This window comes from Streptomyces capoamus (genome assembly GCF_014654935.1).
Taxonomy (GTDB): Bacteria; Actinomycetota; Actinomycetes; order Streptomycetales; family Streptomycetaceae; genus Streptomyces; species Streptomyces capoamus.
Map to the genome: position 1 here is coordinate 38,506 of NZ_BNBF01000010.1, position 18,934 is coordinate 57,439.

At 74.8% G+C, this 18,934-nt stretch carries 12 protein-coding genes; 2 read left to right on the plus strand and 10 right to left on the minus strand.

The window, feature by feature from the left end; genetic code table 11:
* A partial coding sequence (locus tag IE312_RS17450; RefSeq protein ID WP_370467568.1) for a glycosyltransferase occupies positions 1-1,573 on the minus strand: 1,573 nt, incomplete at its 3' end.
* A 44-nt stretch (positions 1,574-1,617) separates the two neighbouring features.
* Entirely contained in the window at positions 1,618-2,889 is a 1,272-nt protein-coding gene (locus IE312_RS17455; RefSeq protein ID WP_189982811.1) for a glycosyltransferase 87 family protein, read from the minus strand.
* Positions 2,890-3,128: 239 nt separating this feature from the next.
* Here IE312_RS17455 and IE312_RS17460 point away from each other — a divergent pair, with 239 nt between their 5' ends.
* Positions 3,129-4,637, plus strand: a complete 1,509-nt coding sequence (locus IE312_RS17460; RefSeq protein WP_229899972.1) for a glycosyltransferase family 39 protein — start codon at positions 3,129-3,131, stop codon at positions 4,635-4,637.
* Here the strand turns inward: IE312_RS17460 and IE312_RS17465 are convergent.
* Positions 4,585-5,076 carry a MarR family winged helix-turn-helix transcriptional regulator gene (locus IE312_RS17465; protein ID WP_189982815.1) on the minus strand — a complete coding sequence of 164 codons (492 nt, stop codon included), beginning with the start codon at positions 5,074-5,076 and terminating at the stop codon, positions 4,585-4,587. The genes IE312_RS17460 and IE312_RS17465 overlap by 53 nt on opposite strands.
* 75 nt (positions 5,077-5,151) lie before the next feature.
* Here IE312_RS17465 and IE312_RS17470 point away from each other — a divergent pair, with 75 nt between their 5' ends.
* Positions 5,152-5,565: an organic hydroperoxide resistance protein gene (locus IE312_RS17470; protein ID WP_189982817.1), complete on the plus strand. Its 414-nt coding sequence runs from the start codon at positions 5,152-5,154 to the stop codon at positions 5,563-5,565.
* A 60-nt stretch (positions 5,566-5,625) separates the two neighbouring features.
* Here the strand turns inward: IE312_RS17470 and IE312_RS17475 are convergent, their stop codons facing one another.
* The 7 genes from IE312_RS17475 to IE312_RS17505 form a co-directional block, all read right to left on the minus strand.
* The gene (locus IE312_RS17475; protein WP_189982819.1) at positions 5,626-7,830 is read right to left on the minus strand and encodes a bifunctional glycosyltransferase/CDP-glycerol:glycerophosphate glycerophosphotransferase; all 2,205 of its coding nucleotides are present in this window, start codon (positions 7,828-7,830) and stop codon (positions 5,626-5,628) included.
* A 7-nt stretch (positions 7,831-7,837) separates the two neighbouring features.
* On the minus strand, positions 7,838-10,039 hold the full coding sequence (locus tag IE312_RS17480; protein ID WP_189982821.1) for a bifunctional glycosyltransferase/CDP-glycerol:glycerophosphate glycerophosphotransferase: 2,202 nt from the start codon (positions 10,037-10,039) through the stop codon (positions 7,838-7,840).
* A 125-nt stretch (positions 10,040-10,164) separates the two neighbouring features.
* Complete coding sequence (locus IE312_RS17485; RefSeq protein ID WP_189982823.1) at positions 10,165-12,378, minus strand: bifunctional glycosyltransferase/CDP-glycerol:glycerophosphate glycerophosphotransferase; 2,214 nt, start codon at positions 12,376-12,378, stop codon at positions 10,165-10,167.
* Between the two features lie 155 nt (positions 12,379-12,533).
* On the minus strand, positions 12,534-13,442 hold the full coding sequence (locus IE312_RS17490; protein ID WP_189982825.1) for a carbohydrate ABC transporter permease: 909 nt from the start codon (positions 13,440-13,442) through the stop codon (positions 12,534-12,536).
* Positions 13,439-14,719 (minus strand): carbohydrate ABC transporter permease, encoded by a 1,281-nt coding sequence (locus tag IE312_RS17495; RefSeq protein WP_189983157.1) that lies wholly within the window; start codon positions 14,717-14,719, stop codon positions 13,439-13,441. Before IE312_RS17495 ends, IE312_RS17490 begins: the two co-directional genes overlap by 4 nt.
* A gap of 70 nt (positions 14,720-14,789) precedes the next feature.
* A complete protein-coding gene (locus IE312_RS17500; RefSeq protein WP_189982827.1) occupies positions 14,790-16,172 on the minus strand; it encodes an ABC transporter substrate-binding protein in 1,383 nt (460 codons plus the stop codon).
* A gap of 260 nt (positions 16,173-16,432) precedes the next feature.
* Positions 16,433-18,934, minus strand: a 2,502-nt coding sequence (locus IE312_RS17505) for an FtsK/SpoIIIE domain-containing protein (RefSeq protein WP_229899978.1), incomplete at its 5' end; no start/stop codon positions are given.

Here is an 18,934-nt window from a genome sequence, read left to right on the forward strand (position 1 = left end):
CGCCGGAGTGCGTGGCGTAGGGCTGGGCCAGCAGCACGCCGTGCACGGCGCTCGGGACGGCGCGACGGCGCAGCCGGCCGGCACCCGTGAGGGCGTGCGCCGTCGTCTCGCGCCGGGTGCCGTCCGCGAAGAGCAGGGCCACGCGCAGGTCCCAGGTGCCCGAGCCGAGCCGCGCCAGGTCGACGGGCACCTCGGCCGACCAGGTGTCCGCACCGGAGGGCGTGAGCGCCGCCGTGGTGCGTCCGCGCGTGCGGTCGCCCTCCCGCGCCTGCCAGTGCAGCTCCACCTCGCGTGGGTCCGCCTCGGCCACCTTGCCGTACAGCTCGTGCAGCCGCAGGCGCAGCAGCGAGACGCGCGCGCGGGGGCGCAGTTCCGCGTCCACGGCGAGCGGCAGTTCCGCGACGGGCCGGGACAGGAAGGGGGCGAGGGAGACCTGGGGGAGGGCGGCGGACCAGACCGGGGTGCCGTCGGGGGTGCGGGCGTACGGCGGGAGCAGGCGCGCCGGACGGGCGGCGAGTTCCCGCAGCCGGGGCAGTTCGCGCGGCTCGGGCGACTCCAGCAGGACCCGGCCGAGCAGACGGCCGGGGGCGGCGGGATTGAGCTCCCAGTCGGCCGCGTCGTAGTGCGCGAGGTGCTCACGGGTCTGCTCCCACCAGGCGCGCCGGTAGTGCGCGTCGCGCAGCTCCAGCTCGCGCACGTACATGCGCACCTCGTGGTCGAGGAACTTGGCGCGCGCCGCCCGCGCCAGCTCCTTCTGCCCGGCGCCCAGCAGGATGTCGTACGCCAGCGTGGACGCCTCCAGGCGCGCGGTCCAGTTCTCGACGCGCCCCCGGTCCAGCGAGAGCGACAGCCGCTCGGCCGACCGGCGGACCTGCCACACGTACACCCGGTCCGGTACGAGCGCGATGCGCGGGCTCGCGGCCAGCACCCGCGCCACGAAGACGAAGTCCTCGTACAGGAAGCGGCCCTCGGGGAAGCGGATGCCGTGGGTACGCAGGAAGTCGGTGCGGTACAGCTTGTTGACGCACAGCGTGTCGTGGACCAGGCGGGGGCGCTGGGCGGGGCGCGCGAGGACGGCGGGCGTCTCGTAGAGGGGCGCCTGCCAGGGCTGTTCGCGCCCCGACGGCAGCTCCCGGCGCACGCACAGACCGCTCGCCACCTCGGCGTGCGCCTCCGTGGCCGCCGTCAGCAGGGCGTCCACGGCGCCCGGCGGCAGCATGTCGTCGCTGTCCAGGAACATCACGTACGGCGCCCGCGCCGCGTCGACCCCCGCGTTGCGCGGGCTGCCGCAGCCGCCGCTGTTCACCGGCAGGCGCACCACCCGCAGCCGTGGTTCACCGGCCGCCAGCCGGTCGAGCAGTTCCCCACTGCCGTCGGTGGAGCAGTCGTCCACGGCGATCACCTCGGCGACCGCGGGCCCCTGGGCCAGCGCCGAGCGCACGGCATCACCCACGTGGGCGCGGTCGTTGTAGCCGATCACGACCACGGCGACCTGGGGCGCCGGCGTCGAGGGGGATGCCGGGCCGGGCGCCGAGGCCGGCGCCGGGTGTGGGTGTCGCGGTTCTGGATGCATGAGGTCCACGGGCCGGAAGCGTAAGAATATTCGGTAATACCCCGTTAAGAGAGGCTTAGTGCTCGCTCCGGAAGACGGTCGGAATCGGCTCGGGGTTGCGTCGGCGGCACGGTCTTTCCGGCCGGCGGCCGCGCGGCCCGCCACAGCCGCCCGAACGACAGCACGGCGGCGGCCGTCAGCACCCCGTTGCGGGCCAGCATCAGCAGGCACCCGGCCCAGGTGCCCTCGACCACCTCACCGTAGAACATCGGGTACGCCACGGTGCTGAGCGCGGACGCCGCCAGGACCAGCACCGCCACCGGCCGCTGACGGGTGTGCCGCGAGGTCAGGCACACGGCGGCCAGCCCGATCAGCCAGATCATGTACTGCGGGCTGATGACCCGGCTGGTGACCGTGAACAGCAGCACCGCGCTCAGCGCCGCGTCGAAGGGCGTGGCCTCGGTCCAGTGCCGCGCCCGTACTCGCCACAGCACCAGCAGTCCGAAGGCGACCGCCGTCAGCGCGAGGGAGGCGGTGGCCACGGCCTGCGCGTACGGGCCGACGATTTCGATCGCCCCGTACCGGTAGCGGGTCCGGCCCGGCCAGCCGGCGTGCCGGGCCAGGTTGAGCGCCGTGCCGCCGAGCGACTCGATCTGCACGCCCCGGCCGCCCTGCTCCCGCAGGAAGGACAGCGGGTGGGTGAAGCGGACGGCGAACAGGGCGAGGCACGCGAGACCGGCCCACCCCGCCCACCCCCACGCCGTGCGCGTCGGCCGGCCCCGGGGCGCGCCCAGCAGCACCAGCGCCGGCCACACCTTCACCAGCGCGCCCAGTGCCCCCAGCACCCCGCCCGCGCGTGGGGAGCGCGCCGAGGCCAGCAGGCAGAGCACGGCCAGGGCGGTGACCTGCACGTCGTACCGGGCGAGCGGCAGGTGCAGCAGCAGCGGCAGACCGCCGGTCCACACGGCCGCGCCGAGCAGGCTGCGCCCGGGCCGGGTGCCCGCGCGCAGCAGCGCGGCCAGGGTCAGCGCGTCCACGGCCAGCGTGACCGTCACGAACGCCTCGAAGTACGTCAGGCCCGGCAGCAGGCCCGGCGCCAGCAGCACCGCGCCGGCGCCGGGCGGGTACTGCCACAGCGTGTCGTGCACCGGGAAGGAGCCGTGCGTGAGGACGCCGTACCAGTGGAAGTACAGCCGCCACACCTCCCGGCTCACCGCGCCTCCGCCCAGCAGCCGGGCACCGCCCAGGGTGAGCAGCCACAGCATGAGGGCACGGGTGGTGAGCCAGATGGCGGTGAGTGCGAGGACCGGCCGGGGGGTGACGCGGAGACGGTTCATCACATGGAAGCCTAAGCGGTACGGATGGTGTATTGATGCTGATACACCGTCAAGAACCCCAATATTCGCTAATCGTAAGAGATCGGACCGTAACAGATCGGGCCATGGTGAACGTCGGGCTTCCTGCGAAACCCCAGCCGCGTCCGGCGGCTTCGGCCACCGGCGCACCGGCCGGTGCGACGAGCCGTCCGCCGTACCGGCCGCCGGCCCTCCGGGCGCGGCTGCGCCGGACCGCCGTCGTGGGCCTGCCCGTGCTGGCGGCGCTCGCGCTCGGGGCCTGGGGGCTCGACCGGGGCGGCATGTGGCGCGACGAGGCGGTCAGTCTCCAGGTGGGGCGCCGTACGGTGCCGCAGATCTGGCGGCTGCTGCACGACGTGGACGCGGTCCACGGCCTGTACTACCTCCTGCTGCACGCCGTCCTCGCCGTCCACCCCGGCGAGGTCGTCCTGCGGCTGCCGTCGCTGTGCGCGGCGGCCGGCACGGCGGGCCTGGTGGCCGCCCTCGGCATGCGGCTGGTGCGGCCGCGGGTCGGGCTGTGGGCCGGACTGCTGTACGCCGTCACGCCGATGGCCGGCCACTACGCCCAGGAGGGCCGCTCCTACGCCATCGTCGCGGCCGGCGCCGCCGGCGCGACCCTGTTATTCGTCCGGGCCGTGCAGGGCGGCGGCCCCTGGTGGCCCTACGGCGCCGTCCTCGCCCTCACCTGCTGGCTGCACGAGTTCGCGGTGCTGCTGCTGCTCGCCCACGCGGTGTCGCTGGCGCTGGCCCGGGCGGGGCGGCGGGTGTGGCGGGGCTGGGCGGGCGCGGCGGTGGCGGTGGTGGCCGGGCTGCTGCCGATGGTGGCGGTGTCGCGGGGGCAGGCGGCCCAGGTGGCATGGCTGCGGGCGCCCACGGCGGAGACTGCGGAAAGGTTGCTGCAGAGGTTTCTGGGGCCGTCGGACGCGGTGTTCTGGGTGTGTCTGGGGCTGGCGGTCCTGGGCCTGCAGGGACTGGTGGGGCGCCGGGAGGTCACCTGCGCCGGGGTGGCGTTGCCGGTGATGGTGGTGCCGCCGGCGGCGCTGATGCTGGCCTCGCAGTTCTCGCCGCTGTACGTCGACCGGTACGTGCTGTACGCCCTGGCGGGGGCGCCGCTGCTGGTGGCCTGCGGGGCCGAGCGGGTGGCGGGGGCCGTCGGGCGCCTGTGCGCGGGCGGCCCGGGGAGCCCGGCCGGGCGGAGGTCGCCCTGTCCCGCCCTCACCGGCGTCCTCGCCGTCGCCCTCTCCCTCCTGCACCAGCTCCCTCTGCTCCAGAAGGACCGGGAACCCGGTCACCGGCCGGACGACCTGGGCGCCGTCTCCCGGGCGGCCGCCCGCGGCCTGGTCGCCGGCGATCCCGTGCTCTTCCTGCCCGGGCCGATGCGGAACGTGGCGCTCACCTATCCGCGGGCCTTCCGCGGGACGCGGGACGTGGCGCTGGTGGCGGGGGCCGCCGAGTCCGGGACGCTGTACGGGCGGGAGGCCGGGCCGCGGGAGGTGCGCCGGCGGCTGGCGCGGCTCGACCGTGTGTGGGTCGTCGCGGACGGGAGGCAGCTCGCCGGCCGGCGGGCGCCGCGCGACCCCGTCGAGCGCGCGAAGGCCACCGTCCTGGGGCAGCAGTTCGTGGCCCGCCGGGAAGCGGTGCGGGGCGGGGTGACCGTACGGCTGTACGTCCGTCCGCTCAGTCGGCCGCCCGGGCCTCCGTCTCCGCCGCCGCGTCCAGTGCGGTGGTGAGCCGGTCCAGCCGGGCGCGCAGGTCGACGAGCTCGGCCAGGTCGAATCCGGTCGCCGACATGATCCGGCGGGGCACCTCCAGGGCCCGCTCGCGCAATGCCGTGCCCTCCCCGGTGAGCCGTACCAGGACCGAGCGCTCGTCCTCGGCGCTGCGTTCGCGCCGCACCAGACCGGCCGCCTCCAGCCGCTTGACCAGCGGGGAGAGCGTGCCCGAGTCGAGCCGCAGCTGTGCGCCGAGCTTCTTGACCGGCAGGTCGCCCTGTTCCCACAGCACCAGCATCACCAGGTATTGCGGGTAGGTGAGCCCGAGGTCCTTCAGGAGCACGCGGTAGACGCCGTTGAAGGCGCGGGACGCGGCGTGCAGGGAGAAGCAGATCTGGCGGTCCAGGCGCAGCCAGTCCATGTCGTTCATGGCTCCAGGATAGCCCCTGCGGACCATTTAGTTGTGCAAAATCTAATTGTGTGCTCTACTTATGCCCGCAACGAACCGCCACACCCCAGAGGGATGGTCTCCATGGACGCGCTCTACACCGCTGTCGCCACCGCCACCCACGGCCGCGAGGGCCGTGCCGTCTCCTCCGACGGCAGGATCGACCTGGCCCTCGCCATGCCGGTGGAGCTGGGCGGCAACGGCCAGGGCACCAACCCCGAGCAGCTCTTCGCCGCCGGGTACGCCGCCTGCTTCGGCAGCGCCCTCGGCCTCGTCGGCCGCCAGGCCAAGGTCGACGTCAGCGACGCCGCCGTGACCGCCGAGGTCGGCATAGGCAAGCAGGGCGAGGGCTTCGGACTGAAGGTCACCCTGCGCATCGAGCTGCCCGGCACCGTGGACGAGGCGACCGGCCGCAAGCTGGTCGAGACCGCCCACCAGGTCTGCCCGTACTCCAACGCCACCCGCGGCAACATCGACGTCGACCTGGTCATCGAGTAAGCGCGCCGCGCGCGGCACGAGGGGGCCGGTCCCGGTCGGGGCCGGCCCCCTCGGGCGTGCTCACGCCGAGGTCAGCGAGTCCGGGGCCGCCGCCTGGCCCGGGATCCGCACCGGCCTCGGTCCGGGCGCCGGCTCGCCCAGCAGCAGCGTCCGCACCACCCGTTCGGCGGCCCGCCCGTCGTCGTACGCGCAGAACCGGGCCCGGAAGTCCGCGCGCCGGCGCGCCGACTCCGCGTCCCGCCAGGAGCCCGAGGCGAACAGCCGGGCCAGCTCACCGTACGAGGCGGAGACGTGGCCGGGTGCCTCGGCGGTGATGTCGAGATAGGCGCCCCGGCTCGCCCGGAAGGCGGGCCAGTCGTCGGCGTGCACCACGATCGGCCGGTCCAGCACGGCGTAGTCGAACATGACGGACGAGTAGTCGGTGACCAGCGCGTCCGCCGCGAGCAGCACGTCCGCCGTCCGCGGCTCGTCGGTGGCGTCGACCAGGATCCCGCGCCGGGCCAGCTCCGCCAGGCCCAGGCCCCGCGCCGGACCGGTCGCCAGCGACGGGTGCAGCCGGACCACGAGCGTGTGACCCTCGCCGAGGTCGGCCGCGAACCGGGCCAGGTCGATCCGCTCCACGTGGCCGCCCCGGCGGTAGTCCCGGCGGGTCGGCGCGTACAGCACGACCGTGTGGTCCGCCGGGATGCCGTACCGCTCCCGGAAGTCGCCGGGCCCGCCACTGACCAGCACGTCGTTGCGCGGGCTGCCGCTGCGCACCGAGGTGAAGTGACAGGGGTAGGCCCGCTCCCACACCAGCTCCGAGTACCGGTTGGCGACCAGGCTGTAGTCCCAGCGGTCGGCCCGGCGCAGCATCTGCGGCACGTCGAAACCGAGCCGGGCGCCCGGCTTGTCCAGCAGGTCGGCGCCCACGTACTTCAGCGGGGTGCCCTGGTGGGTGTGGATGTGCACGCTGCCGGGGCGCTTGGCGAGCGAGCCGGGCCAGTTGACGTCGTTGACGAAGAACTTCGCGCGGGCGGTCACCTCCAGGTAGCGCCGGGAACCGAGGACCACGTGCTCCACGTCGGGCGGCAGGTGCGCGGCCGTCTCCGCGTCCCGCACCACCCACACCCCGCGCAGCTGCGGGGCGATCTCCCGGGCCGCCGCGTGGACGGCCGCCGGGTCCCCGAGCAGGCCCCGGTGCGAGGACGCCGAGTAGACCACCAGGTGCTCGTCCAGCGGGCGGCGCGCGTGCACGGCCGCCCAGCCGGCCCGGGCCCGGCCGCCGGCCGCGTGGCGCACCCGCTCCGCCCGCCGGGCCGCCTCCCGCCCGGCCCGTGCCGCCTGCCGCCTCAGCAGGTACCCGGTCCAGGACCCCTCCAGCACGGCGACCTCGCCGTCCACCAGGGCGCCGGCGGGCCGGTGCCGGCGGAACATCTCCGCCGTGCGCCGGAAGAACTCCGCCTTGTCCGCGGGGGGCAGCCGGTCCGGCTTGGCGAGGATGTCCAGGCAGTGCTCGCCCATCTTGCGGTGCAGGTACGGCCGCCACCGCGCCAGCTCCGGCCGCTCGGCGACGAACGCGAAGACCCGCTCGTACTGGTCGTGGATGTCGAAGTGCTTGCGGCTGGTGGTGGACAGGATGTTGCCCTGCCGGCGCTGCCGGTAGTTCAGGCAGATCCGGTCCAGGGCGGCGACCCGGCCGGCGCTCAGCATGACCGGGAACGTCCAGGGCGTGTCCTCGTAGTAGCCCGGCGGGAACGCGAAGCCGTTCTCCGTGACGAACTCCCGCCGGTACACCTTGTTCCAGACCACCATCAGCAGGTCGAGGATCCTCGGGTAGTCCGAGACGGTGAAGACGCCGGGGGCCTCGGCGAGGACGGGCGCGAGGACGTTGCGCCGGGTGCCGCCCCACCAGTAGGTGCGCGCGTAGTCGAAGACGAGCACGTCCGGGTCGTCGGCCTCGGCGAGCCGGTCGGCGACGGCCCGCAGCGCGCCCGGGGTGAGGGTGTCGTCGCTGTCCAGGAAGAACAGGTAGTCGCCGGTGGCGTGCGGGAGGCCCGCGTTGCGGGCCCGGCCGAGGCCGACGTTCTCCGGCAGGTGCAGCACCTTCACGCGCGGGTCGCGCTCGGCGTACTCGTCCAGGATCGCGCCGCAGCCGTCCGGGGAACGGTCGTCGACGGCGATCAGCTCGAAGTCGCCGAAGCACTGCCCGAGCACCGAGTCCAGGCACTCGCGCAGAAAGCCCTGCACCTTGAAACAGGGCACGATCAGGGTGAAGCGGGGCACGGCGGGGTCAGCTCCTCACGAGGGTCGCGGCGGCGGGGGCGGGAACGCGCTCCGCGAGCGGGATCACCGGCGGGACGGCCTCGGGCGGCTCGCCGAGCAGCACCCGCCGCACCACCCGCTCGGCGGCCCGCCCGTCGTCGAACTGGCAGAACCGCTCCCGGAACGCGGCCCTGAGCGCCCGGGCCTCCGGGCCGGCGTACGAGCCGTCCCGGAAGACGGCGGCCAGCTCCCCCGGGGTCCGCGCGACCGTGCCGGGCGGCTCGGCCATCAGGTCGAAGTACACGCCCCGCGTCTCCCGGTACACCTCCCAGTCGTCGGCGTACACGACGATCGGCCGGTCCAGGTTGGCGTAGTCGAACATGATGGACGAGTAGTCGGTGACCAGCGCGTCCGCGGCCAGGCACACGTCCTCGGAGGAGCGGTGCGCGGTGACGTCGATGACCCGGTCCGAGGTCCGGGAGCGGCCCCGGTCGTAGAAGTAGTGGGCGCGCAGCAGGACGACGACGTCCTCGCCGGCCGCCTCGCAGAACGCCTCCAGGTCCAGGCCGGGTTCGAAGCCGGTGTGGTGGTCGCGGTGGGTCGGCGCGTAGAGCACCGCCGTGCTGCCCTCCGGGACGCCGAGTTCGCGCCGGATCCGGGCCACGTCGTCCGCGGTCGCCGTGTAGTAGACGTCGTTGCGCGGATAGCCGTACTCCAGGTGCTCGTAGGAGCCGGGGAAGGCGCGCTCCCACATCTGGGTGGAGTGGCGGTTGGACGACAGGTTGAAGTCCCAGCGGTCGACCCGGCCCAGCAGCTTGGCGAAGCTGCCCGACTGCGCGGCCACCACCGGGTACGTCGACTGGTCCACGCCCATCGTCTTCAGCGGGGTGCCGTGCTGGGTCTGCAGGTGCACGCTGCCCGGCCGCTTCACCACACCCTCGGCGAAGTTCGCGTTGTTGACCAGGTACTTCGCGCGGGCCAGTACCTCCCAGTAGCGCCGGGAGCCGATCACCGCGTGCTCGACGCCCTCCGGTACGGCGTGCTCCTGGCCGGCCTCCACCAGGAACACCGAGCGCAGGTGCGGGGCCAGTTCGCGGGCCTTGGCGTGGATCGCGGCCGGATTGCAGGCGTAACCGCGGCCCCAGTACGCGCAGTACACGGCGAGGCCGGCGTCGAGGGGACGGCGCAGGTCGCGCAGGTAGCGCAGCCGGGTGCGCACCGCGCGCGGGCGCGGCAGCCGCGCCACGGCGCCGTCGGCCGCCCGGTTGGCGCCCCGCAGGGCACGGAACGCGGTGTACGCGCCCGCCGCCAGCAGCCGGTGCTGCACGCCGAGGCTGCCGCCCGGCACCCGGTGCCCGGCCGGCCGGTGCCGCCGGTAGAGCCGGGCCGCGCGGCGGAAGAACGCCCGGTGCCCGCGGGACAGCCGCTCCGGCCGGGACGCCGTCTTCAGCACCACGGAGAACAGCTGGTCGAACAGCGGCCCGGTCCGCTCGGCCGGCAGGCCGCTGCCGGCCGCCCGCGCCAGCACCCGTTCCACCTGGTCCAGCACGGTGTGCTGGTGCGGACCGGGCGCATTGAGCCGGCTGCCCTGCCGGCGCAGCCGGTGCCGTACGACGGCCTGGTGCAGCACCGCGATCCGCCCGGCGGCGACGGTCACCAGGCCGCCCCAGCCGAGGTCGGTGAAGTGGCCGTCGGGGAAGAAGAGTTCCTCCTCGGTCAGGAAGGCGCGGCGGTAGACGGCGCTCCACGCCGGCCACTGCACCCCGGTCAGGGCGGGCCGCTCGGCGGGGGCGAACGCCCCCTTCGGGGCCCCCGCGAGCAGCGGTGCGACCGGGTTCGCCGGCTCGCCCTCCCACCAGGGCACCCGCTCGTGCCCGGCGTACAGCACGTCCACCCCGCCGGTCTCGGTGAGCCGGGCGTCCAGCGCGTCCAGCGCGCCCGGCAGCAGCAGGTCGTCGCCGTCCAGGAACAGCAGGTAGGTGCCGGTCGCCGCCCGCATCCCGGTGTTGCGCGCCCCGCTCAGCCCGGCGGACGGCGGCGAGTGGACGGGTGTCACCCGGGGGTCCCGCTCGGCGTACCCGGCGGCGACCTCGGCGGCCGGGGCGTCGGGGGCGTCGCAGACCGGGATCAGCTGGAGGTCGCCGAAGGACTGGCCGAGGACCGAGTCCAGCGCCTGGGACAGCCGGCCGGCGACCCCGTGGGACGGGACGATGATGCTGAAGCGGGGCATTCTGTTCTTTCTGTCGTCTTGCGGACGCGGCCGGGCCGTCCCGCCGGGCGCCAGGTGGACGGCCGGCTCGGAGTGGGCCGCGTCGAGCCGAGGGGCATGGGAACTCCCGGAAGGACCAACGGCGTTCAGCGGCTGTCGGTGACGGGACGGGGACCGGGAGGTTGCGGCACGGTGGCCAGCGGTGCGCGCGCGCAGGCCGCCGGTGCCGGCGTGCGCTCCGCGAGCGGCACCACCGGCGGCGGCTCCGTCTCGCCCAGCACCACCCGGCGTACGACCCGTTCGGCGGCCCGTCCGTCGTCCCACGGGCAGAACCGCTCCCGGAACGCCGCCCGCAGCTGCGCCGAGCGCGAGCCGTACCAGTGGCCCGTGGCGAAGATGTCGATCAGCTCGTCCTCGTCGCGTGCCACCGCGCCCGGCGGAGCGGCCGGCAGGTCGAGGTAGGCGCCGTGCACCGCCTCGTACACCGCCCAGTCCTCGGCGTGCACCACGATCGGCCGGTCCAGGCCCGCGTAGTCGAACATCACCGGCGCGTAGTCGGTGAGCAGCACGTCGGAGGCGAGGCACAGCCCCGCCGGGTCCGGGTGGGCGGAGACGTCGATGATCCGGGTGCCGTGCACGGGGACGTGGGTGCGGGCCAGGACCACGTAGCGGGGGCCCAGCCGGCGCACGATCCGCTCCAGGTCGAGCAGCGGCCGCTGGGTGCGCAGGTGGTCGCGGCGGGCCGGCGCGTACAGGATCGCGACCGCCCCCTCCGGGATGCCGAGCGAGGCGCGCAGCCGGGTCACGTCCGCCGCGGTCGCCCGCTGGAGGACGTCGGTGCGCGGCAGCCCGTACTCCAGCGTGGTGTAGCCGCCCGGGAGGACGCGCTCCCAGGTCAGGGTGGCGTGCCGGTTGCCGGACAGGACGTAGTCCCACTGGTCGACGTCCCGCAGCAGCTCCGCGGGGTCCGCGTCCCGGGCCGCCGCCGGGCGCTCCAGCAGGTCCAGGCCCGCGTGGGCGAGCGGGGTGCCCTGCCGGGTCTGCACGAAGACCTGCCCGGGCCGCTTGCGCAGCCGTCCCTCGAAGCCGGCGTCGCTGACCAGGTAGCGGGAGCGGGCCAGCGCCGTCCAGTAGGCGGCGGTGCCGGGCCGCAGCCGGCGCGGGCCCGCGGGCGCGGCGTGCTCCTGCCCGGGCCGGACGACCCATGCCGTGCCCAGCCGCGGGGCGAGCGTGCGGAACGCCTCCTCCAGCGCGGCCGGGTCCCCGCGTCCCTCCCGGGCGGCGAACACCGCCCGGTCGGCGCGCAGCGGCAGCCGCAGCTGCACCCGGTAGTGCAGCCGGAGCCCGGCCGTGCGCACGGCGCGGAACAGTCTCACCGCCGACTTCAGCACCTGCCGGCGGACGGCCGCGGCCAGCCGGAGCGCCCGGAACGTGCGGTGCAGCCCGAAGCGGACGAGGGCGTGCCGCGGCCGCAGGCGCACCCCAGGCACCCGGTAGCGGCGGTAGTGGGCGCGGGCCCGGCGCAGGAACGCGCCGTGGCTGCCGCGCGGCAGCCGGCCCGGCTTGCTGAACACCGTCGCGTAGTGGTCGACCATCCTGCGGAACAACTCGGGTCGCCAGCGCGTGAGTTCCGGCCGCTGCTCGACGTAGGCGAACACCCGGTCGTACTGCTCGAACAGGTCGAAGTGCTGGGTGCTGGTGGTGCCGAGGATGCTGCCCCGGCGGCGCTGCCGGTAGTGCACGCACACCCGGTCCAGGGTGGCGAGCGACTGCGCGGTCAGCAGCACCGGGAAGGTCCAGGGGGTGTCCTCGTAGTAGCCCGGCGGGAACCGGAAGCCGTGCCGCTCGACGAAGTCGCGGCGGCACGCCTTGTTCCAGGCCACCATCAGCAGCCGCAGCAGTCCCGGCCGGTCCTCCAGCCGGAACGGTGCCGGGCCCTGCTCGGTGAGCTGGGCGCCGAGCTGGTTGCGCACCTGGCGGCCGTCCCAGTAGGTGCGCGCGTAGTCGAAGACCAGCACGTCCGGGTCGCCGGTCTCCTTCAGCCGGTCGGCGACCGCCCGCAGCGCGTCCGGGGTGAGCGTGTCGTCGCTGTCCAGGAAGACCAGGTAGTCACCGGTCGCCTCGGCCATCCCCGCGTTCCGGGCCGGGCCCAGCCCCTGGTTCTCGGCCAGGTGGACCGGCTTCACCCGGGCGTCCCGGGCCGCGTACTCGTCGATGATCGCGCCGCAGGCGTCGGGCGAGCAGTCGTCCACGGCGATCAGTTCCAGATCGGGGTACGACTGCGAGAGCACCGAATCCAGGCACTCGGGGAGATACGCCTGGACCTTGTACGCGGGGACAATGACACTGAACCTGGGCACGGCACATCCATGGGTCGGTCGGCGCGGGCGTTCTGCCCGGCAACGGCCGATGGAGTGAAACGGTTACGGCCGGTACGCCGTTCGGGGGACACCGGACGGACGGCGAGGGGCGGGCCGCGGCCGGCCCGCCCCTGACGACATGCCTGTTCACCGAGCTACTTGACCGCTCCCGCCATCACCCCGGAGACGAACTGCCGCTGGAACGCGAAGAACACGGCCAGCGGGATCACCATGGAGATGAACGCGCCGGGTGCCAGCACGTCGATGTTGTTGCCGAACTGCCGTACCTGCGTCTGCAGGGCCACCGTGATCGGCTGGGTGCCCGACTTGGTGAACACCAGCGCCACCAGCATGTCGTTCCACACCCACAGGAACTGGAAGATGCCGAGGCTCGCGATGGCCGGTCCGCCGAGCGGCATCACCACCCGGGCGAACAGGCGCAGTTCACCGGCGCCGTCCAGCCGGGCCGCCTCCAGCAGCTCGCGCGGGATCTCCGCGAAGAAGTTCCGCAGCAGGAACACCGCGAACGGCAGACCGAAACCGGTGTGGAACAGGATCACCCCGAAGATCGTCCCGAACAGCCCGAGCTTGCCGAACAGTTCGGCGATCGGGATCAGCGCCACCTGCACGGGCACCACCAGCAGGCTGACCACGCCCAGGAACCACCAGTCCCGGCCCGGGAACTCCATCCACGCGAACGCGTACCCGGCCAGCGCCCCGATCACCACGACCAGCACGGTCGCCGGGACCGTGATCAGTACCGTGTTCACCAGGGAGTTGGTGATGTCGGAGTTCTCCAGCAGCCGCTGGTAGCTGTCCACGGTCAGCTGCGAGGGCTTGGTGAACACCGTCCACCAGCCGCTCGCGCTCATGTCCTGCGGGGCGCGCAGCGACGACACGAGCAGACCGATGGTCGGCACCAGCCAGAACAGGCCCACCAGGATCAGGACCACCCGGACCAGACCGCCGCCCAGCCGCTCCGCGATCCGGGAGGCGACCGGCTGCCGGGCCTTCACCGTCCGGACCGGATCGGCCTTCCCGATGCTTCCGGCGGTCGCCGTCATCGCCGTACCTCCCGCCGCAGCCGACGAATGTTGAACAGCATCACCGGGATCACCAGCAGCAGCAGGAAGACCGAGATCGCGCTCGCGACGCCCGGCCGGCCCTCGGCGAACCCCTTGCGGTACAGCTCCAGCGCCAGCACGTTCGCGTCGTCCTGGGAGGAGCCCGGCGCGATGATGAACACCAGGTCGAACACCTTCAGCACATTGATCATCAGGGTGACCACCACGACCGCCAGCACCGGCGCCAGCAGCGGCACGGTGACCTTGCGGAACACCTGCCACTCGGTGGCGCCGTCCACCCGGGCCGCCTCCAGCAGCTCCCGGGGCACGCCCGCGAGCCCGGCCGCGATCAGCACCATCGCGAAACCCGCCCACATCCACACGTACGCGCCGATGATCGACGGCGTCACGAGCGCCGGGCCGAGCCAGTCCACCCCGTCGTACGGCTCCCTGAAGTTGCTCGCCGGGAGCCGGAGCACGGCCCCGTCGGCCGCCGCGGGCAGGGTGAAGGTGCCGTCGCCGGACGCCTCGGTGGACGCGACCACCGTGCCGTCCTTCACCGCCTCGATGCGCATCCCGGCATAGCCCACCTCGGACGGATCCGGTGCGCCGAGCCTGCCGACGCCCTTGCCGCGGGTGAAGTCCTGCCAGGTGGTGCCGGTGACCTTGCCCGGCTCCGGCCTCGCGGCGGCGGCCTTCGCCGCGCCGTCCGGCAGCTGGTCCGGCGCGACACCGACCAGGGGCAGGGCGACCGGCCGCCCGGCGTGCACGGCGGTCCTCGTCACGAAGCCGCCGCCCTGTGCCACCAGCGGCGAGTCACGGCCCGGGTGCGCCTTCGGGAACGCCGACGACTGCGCGAACGTGTCGTGCACGCCCACCCACACCGCGTTCGCGACGCCCTTGTCCGGGTCCTGGTCGTACACCAGCCGGAAGATGATCCCGGCGGCCAGCATCGAGATCGCCATCGGCATGAAGACGACCAGCTTGAACGCCGTGCCCCAGCGCACCCGTTCGGTCAGCACCGCGAAGACCAGGCCCAGCGCGGTGGCGACCGTCGGCGCGAACACCACCCACAGCACGTTGTTCTTCAGGGCGGTGCGGATGCCGTCGTCGGTGAAGAGGGTCTTGTAGTTGTCGAACCCGGCGAAGCCGTCGCCGGAGGCGTTGTAGAAGCTGCGCACGAGCGAGTACCCGATCGGGTAGACCACGAGCGCGCCGAGCAGCACCAGCGCGGGCAGCAGGAACAGCGCTGCCACGGTCCTGCGGGTGCCGGTCACGCTCTTGCGACCGCGGGGTGCGGCCGGGCCCGGTGGGGCCCCGGCCGCCGCTGCCGACGCCATGACCGGGTCAGCTCCCGTTCCCGTAGGCCGCCGCCGCGTCCTTCTCCAGCTTCGCCTGGGCGCCCGCGACGTCCTGCGGGTTCTTCAGGAAGTCCTGGAGGTCCTTCCACTCGCCCTTGCCGGGCGTCCCGCCGAAGGCCTGCGGGGCCTGGTCGGACATGTCGAAGCGGAAGTCGTCGCCGGACGCGACCAGCGCCTTGGCGATCTTCTGCTGGACCGGGTTCGGGTACGCCGAGACCGGCACGTTCTTGTTCGGCGAGAGGTAGCCGCCGAGCTTCGCCTGGATCGTGGCCGCGTCCGGGGAGGCGAGGAAGGTGGCGAGGGCCTGCGCGGCCTTGGAGTCCTTCAGGATCACCGCGGCGTCACCGCCGGAGACCACCGGTGCGGCCGAGCCGACCGCCGGGAACGGGAACACCTTCGCGTCCGTGCCCACCTTCGCCTTGGTCTCCCCGATGTTGACCTGCACGAAGTCGCCCTCGTACACCATCGCGGACTTCGGCTGGTCGCCGCCGCTGAAGGTCTGGGTGACCGACTGCGGGAACTCCGTCTGCAGCGCGCCCGTCTGTCCGCCGGCCAGGTAGTCCTTCTTGCCCCAGAGCTGGGCGAGGGTGGTCAGCGCCTGCTTCACCGACGGATCGGTCCACTTGATCTTGTGCTGGGCGAGCTGGTCGTACTTCTCCGGGCCCGCCTGCGACAGGTACACGTTCTCGAACCAGTCGGTCAGCGGCCAGCCGTCCGCGCCGGCCACCGAGAACGGGGTGACCCCCGAGTCGTACACCGCCCGCGAGGCCGTCAGCAGGTCCTTCCAGGTCTTCGGCTCCTGGGCGCCCGCGTTCTCGAAGACCTTGGCGTTGTACCAGATCAGCGACTTGTTGGCGGCCTTGTAGTACACGCCGTACTGCTTGCCGCCGACCTTGCCGATGTCCTGCCAGCCCTGCGCGTAGTTCTCGGCCAGCTCCTTGCCGGCCTCCGGCCCGAGGGGCTTGGCCCAGCCCTTGTCGACCGCCTGCTTGATGGCGCCGGGCTGCGGGAGCAGCGCGACGTCCGGCGGCTGACCGCCCGCGATCTTCGAACCGAGGAAGTTGATGATCGGGTCCTGCGCGGGGACGAAGGTGACCTTCGCGCCGGTCCGCCTCTCGAACTCGGCGAGCACCTTCTTGAAGTTGGCCTGCTCGGCGCCGGTCCAGACGGCGGCCACCTCCAGCCGGGCGCCGTCCAGCTTCGGCAGGGTCACGGTGGAGGCGGTGGCCCCGCCGCTCGCGCCCCCGTCGTCCTTCTTCTTGTCGTCGTCACCGCCGGAGCAGGCGGTGAGCACGAGCGCCCCCGCGAGCAGTGCGGTGAGTGTGGTGACGGCCCTGTGTGTCCGGAACGTGCTGCTCTCGCTGTGCATCACTTCCCCGTTCGTCGTTCGTCGTTGAACGCTGCTGAACGTCAGAACTCTGTCCCGTGCGGTCCGGTCTACGCCGGGCCGCTCCGGGTGGGCAAGAGCGCCTGCGGTGTCCACCGGCTCATCGTGACCGGCTCGTGACCAGGGGTGTGTGCGGGCGAGTGCGCGGGGGCCGGGGCGGGCCGGTCCCGCCGGGGGAGGGCACATTCACCCGGAGGGACGACTCGCTCGGCCCGTCCTCCCGGGCGCCGCCCCGGGAACCCTCAGAGCAGGGACGGCACCAGCGCCGCCGCGACCTCGCGGGCGGCCCGCTCCACCGCGCTGGCCAGCAGGGCCAGGTCGGTCGGGCCGTTGCCCAGCTCCCGCACGGGCCGGCGGGCCGGCGGGTCGCCCATGCGCTGCCAGTCCAGCGGGACGACGGTCGGCCGCTGGGTCGCGGTACGCGGGATGCGGCCCGTCACCCGGCCGCCCTGGAAGCCCACGGTCCGCCCGTCCCCGTACGCCAGCGTGCCCCGTCCCGGCGCCGGCTGGTCCGGCCCCGGCTGCGGGGCGTCCAGCGCGATCCGCAGGGCGGCCCGCCGCGCCGGCTCGGACTCCGCCGTACGGCCACCGGCCCCGGCCGCCGCCACCAGGTGCACGCCGAGCCGCTCGCCGTCCCGGGCCACCGCCTCCAGCGCGCGTATCACCGAGCCGGCGGCGGGCCGGCCCGGCGAGCCGAGAGCGGGGGAGACCAGCGCGTCGAGGTCGTCGACGACCACCACCAGCCGGGGCAGCGGCGGAGCGGCCGCGGCCCGCTGCCGGGCCGCCGCACCCGGCCGCAGCCGCAGCGTGGAGCTGGGCGGCGACTCCAGGTCACCGGACGCGGAACCGGAGACGGCGGAACCGGTGGCGGAGCGGGCGGCGGCGGAACCGGTGGCGGGGCCGGAGCGGCCGGCGGCGGGCGTGCGCTGGGACACCATCCGGCCGGACACCTCCTGCCCGGCGTGCCACCGGGCGAAGTCCGTCCGGCCCAGCAGCTCCGCCCGGCGCTTGAGCTCGGCGGTCAGCGACTGCGCGAACTCCCGCATCCGCACCGGATCGTTGGCGACCAGGTGCGTGGTGACGTGCGGTATGTCGGTGCACACGCGCAGCCCCTCACCGAGTCCCGCGCCGGTGCCGACGCCGTCCCGGCCGTCGAGCAGCACCATGGTCAGGCGGTCCGGGCGCTCGGCGGCGGCCAGCGAGGCGACCACCGTCCGCAGCAGCTCGGTACGGCCACTGCCGGCGGGGCCCTCGACCAGCAGGTGCGGGCCCTCGGCCACCAGGTCGACGGTGACCGGCCCGCGCGGCCCGGCGCCCAGCACCGCCCGCGCCCGCCCGCCCAGCGACTCGGTGTCGTCGGCCGCGTCCGCCCAGCGCGCCATCAGCGACGCGGGGGTGGCCCGGGCCAGGCCCAGCTCGTCCAGCAGCCGCGCCGAGCGGGGCAGTGGCGCGGCCACGCGCGTGTGCCGCTCACCGGGCGGGCCGTCCGGGCGCAGTGGCGCGAGCGCCCGCGCGAACCGCTCCGCCCAGGCGGCGGAGACGGCGTCGACCGTGGCGAGCGTGCCGGTGCCGACGGGTCCGCCCGGCGCGACCCGCAGCAGCTGCAGTCCGGCGGCGACGTCCCCGCTCAGCAGCGCCACGGCACCGCAGTGCCGGAACGTCGGCGTCACCGCGCACGCGGCCTCGTACGTCTGCGCCACGGGGGAGGCCGGCGAGGCCGCCCGGGTCTCGGCGAGGCACACGACGTGGATCCCGGCCCGCGGACCGGCCGCGGCCAGCCGCGCGAGCGCGTCCCGCAGCGCCGAGCCGCCCGGATCCCCGTCCACGACGACGATCGTGTACGGCCCCCCGAAGCCGCCGGTGCCGCCTCCGGCGTCCTCCCTGGCCCAGGAGGGCCGCCGGGCAGCGCCCTGTCCGGGGGCGCCGGGCATCCCGGCCACGGCGCCGGGGGACGGCGCGGCCGGGGCGGGCGTACCGGACGCGGCGGTGTCGCGGGCGGCCGGGACGGCGGTGCCGGACGGCGGGGTCGCGGGGCCGGGGGCCGTGGAGGCGGTGCCGCGTGCCGGGGCGGGGTGGGCGGCGGTGCGGCCCGTCGCCGCATGGTCGTCCAGACGGCGCAGCAGCTCCTCGGCGCGGGCCGCCGCCTGTTCACGGTCGTAGGCCAGCAGCAGACGGCAGTCCTGGCCGTGGCCCGGGCGGACGTGCGGGAGCCAGCCCAGCCAGGCCCACTCGGCCGTGCGGTCCGCCACCGGACGTGAGCGGTCCGCGCTGATCAGCACGATCTCGAGCAGGTCTGGGGAGTGCAGCGCGGCGAGCTGGGCCAGCACCGCGCGGGCCAGCCCGGCCAGCCGGGGGCGCGGACCGGCCAGGCCCAGCGCGCCCGCCTCGCGCAGCGCGGCCGTCACCGGCACCGCCGGCAGCAGACCCGAGCCGTCCGGCGCGCTCCGGTCGGCCGTGCCGAGCCGCACGGCCAGCAGTTCGGGGTGGACCGGCCCGCGCTCCCACAGGCGCGGCCCGGGACCCAGCGCGGTCAGCAGCAGGGCGGCCGGGTCCGGCCAGGTCTCCGGCTGCCGGGGGACACCGGCCGCGCGTGCCGTGCCGGCGTGGGCGGCCGTGCCGTCGTACGCCCCGGGGCCGGCCGGCTGCTCGCCGCGTCCGCCGGCCAGCCGGCGCGCCCAGGCCCCGAGGCCGCGCCGCCGGGCGCCCTGCGGGACGTCGGTGCCGCCGAGCGGGGTGCCCGTGCG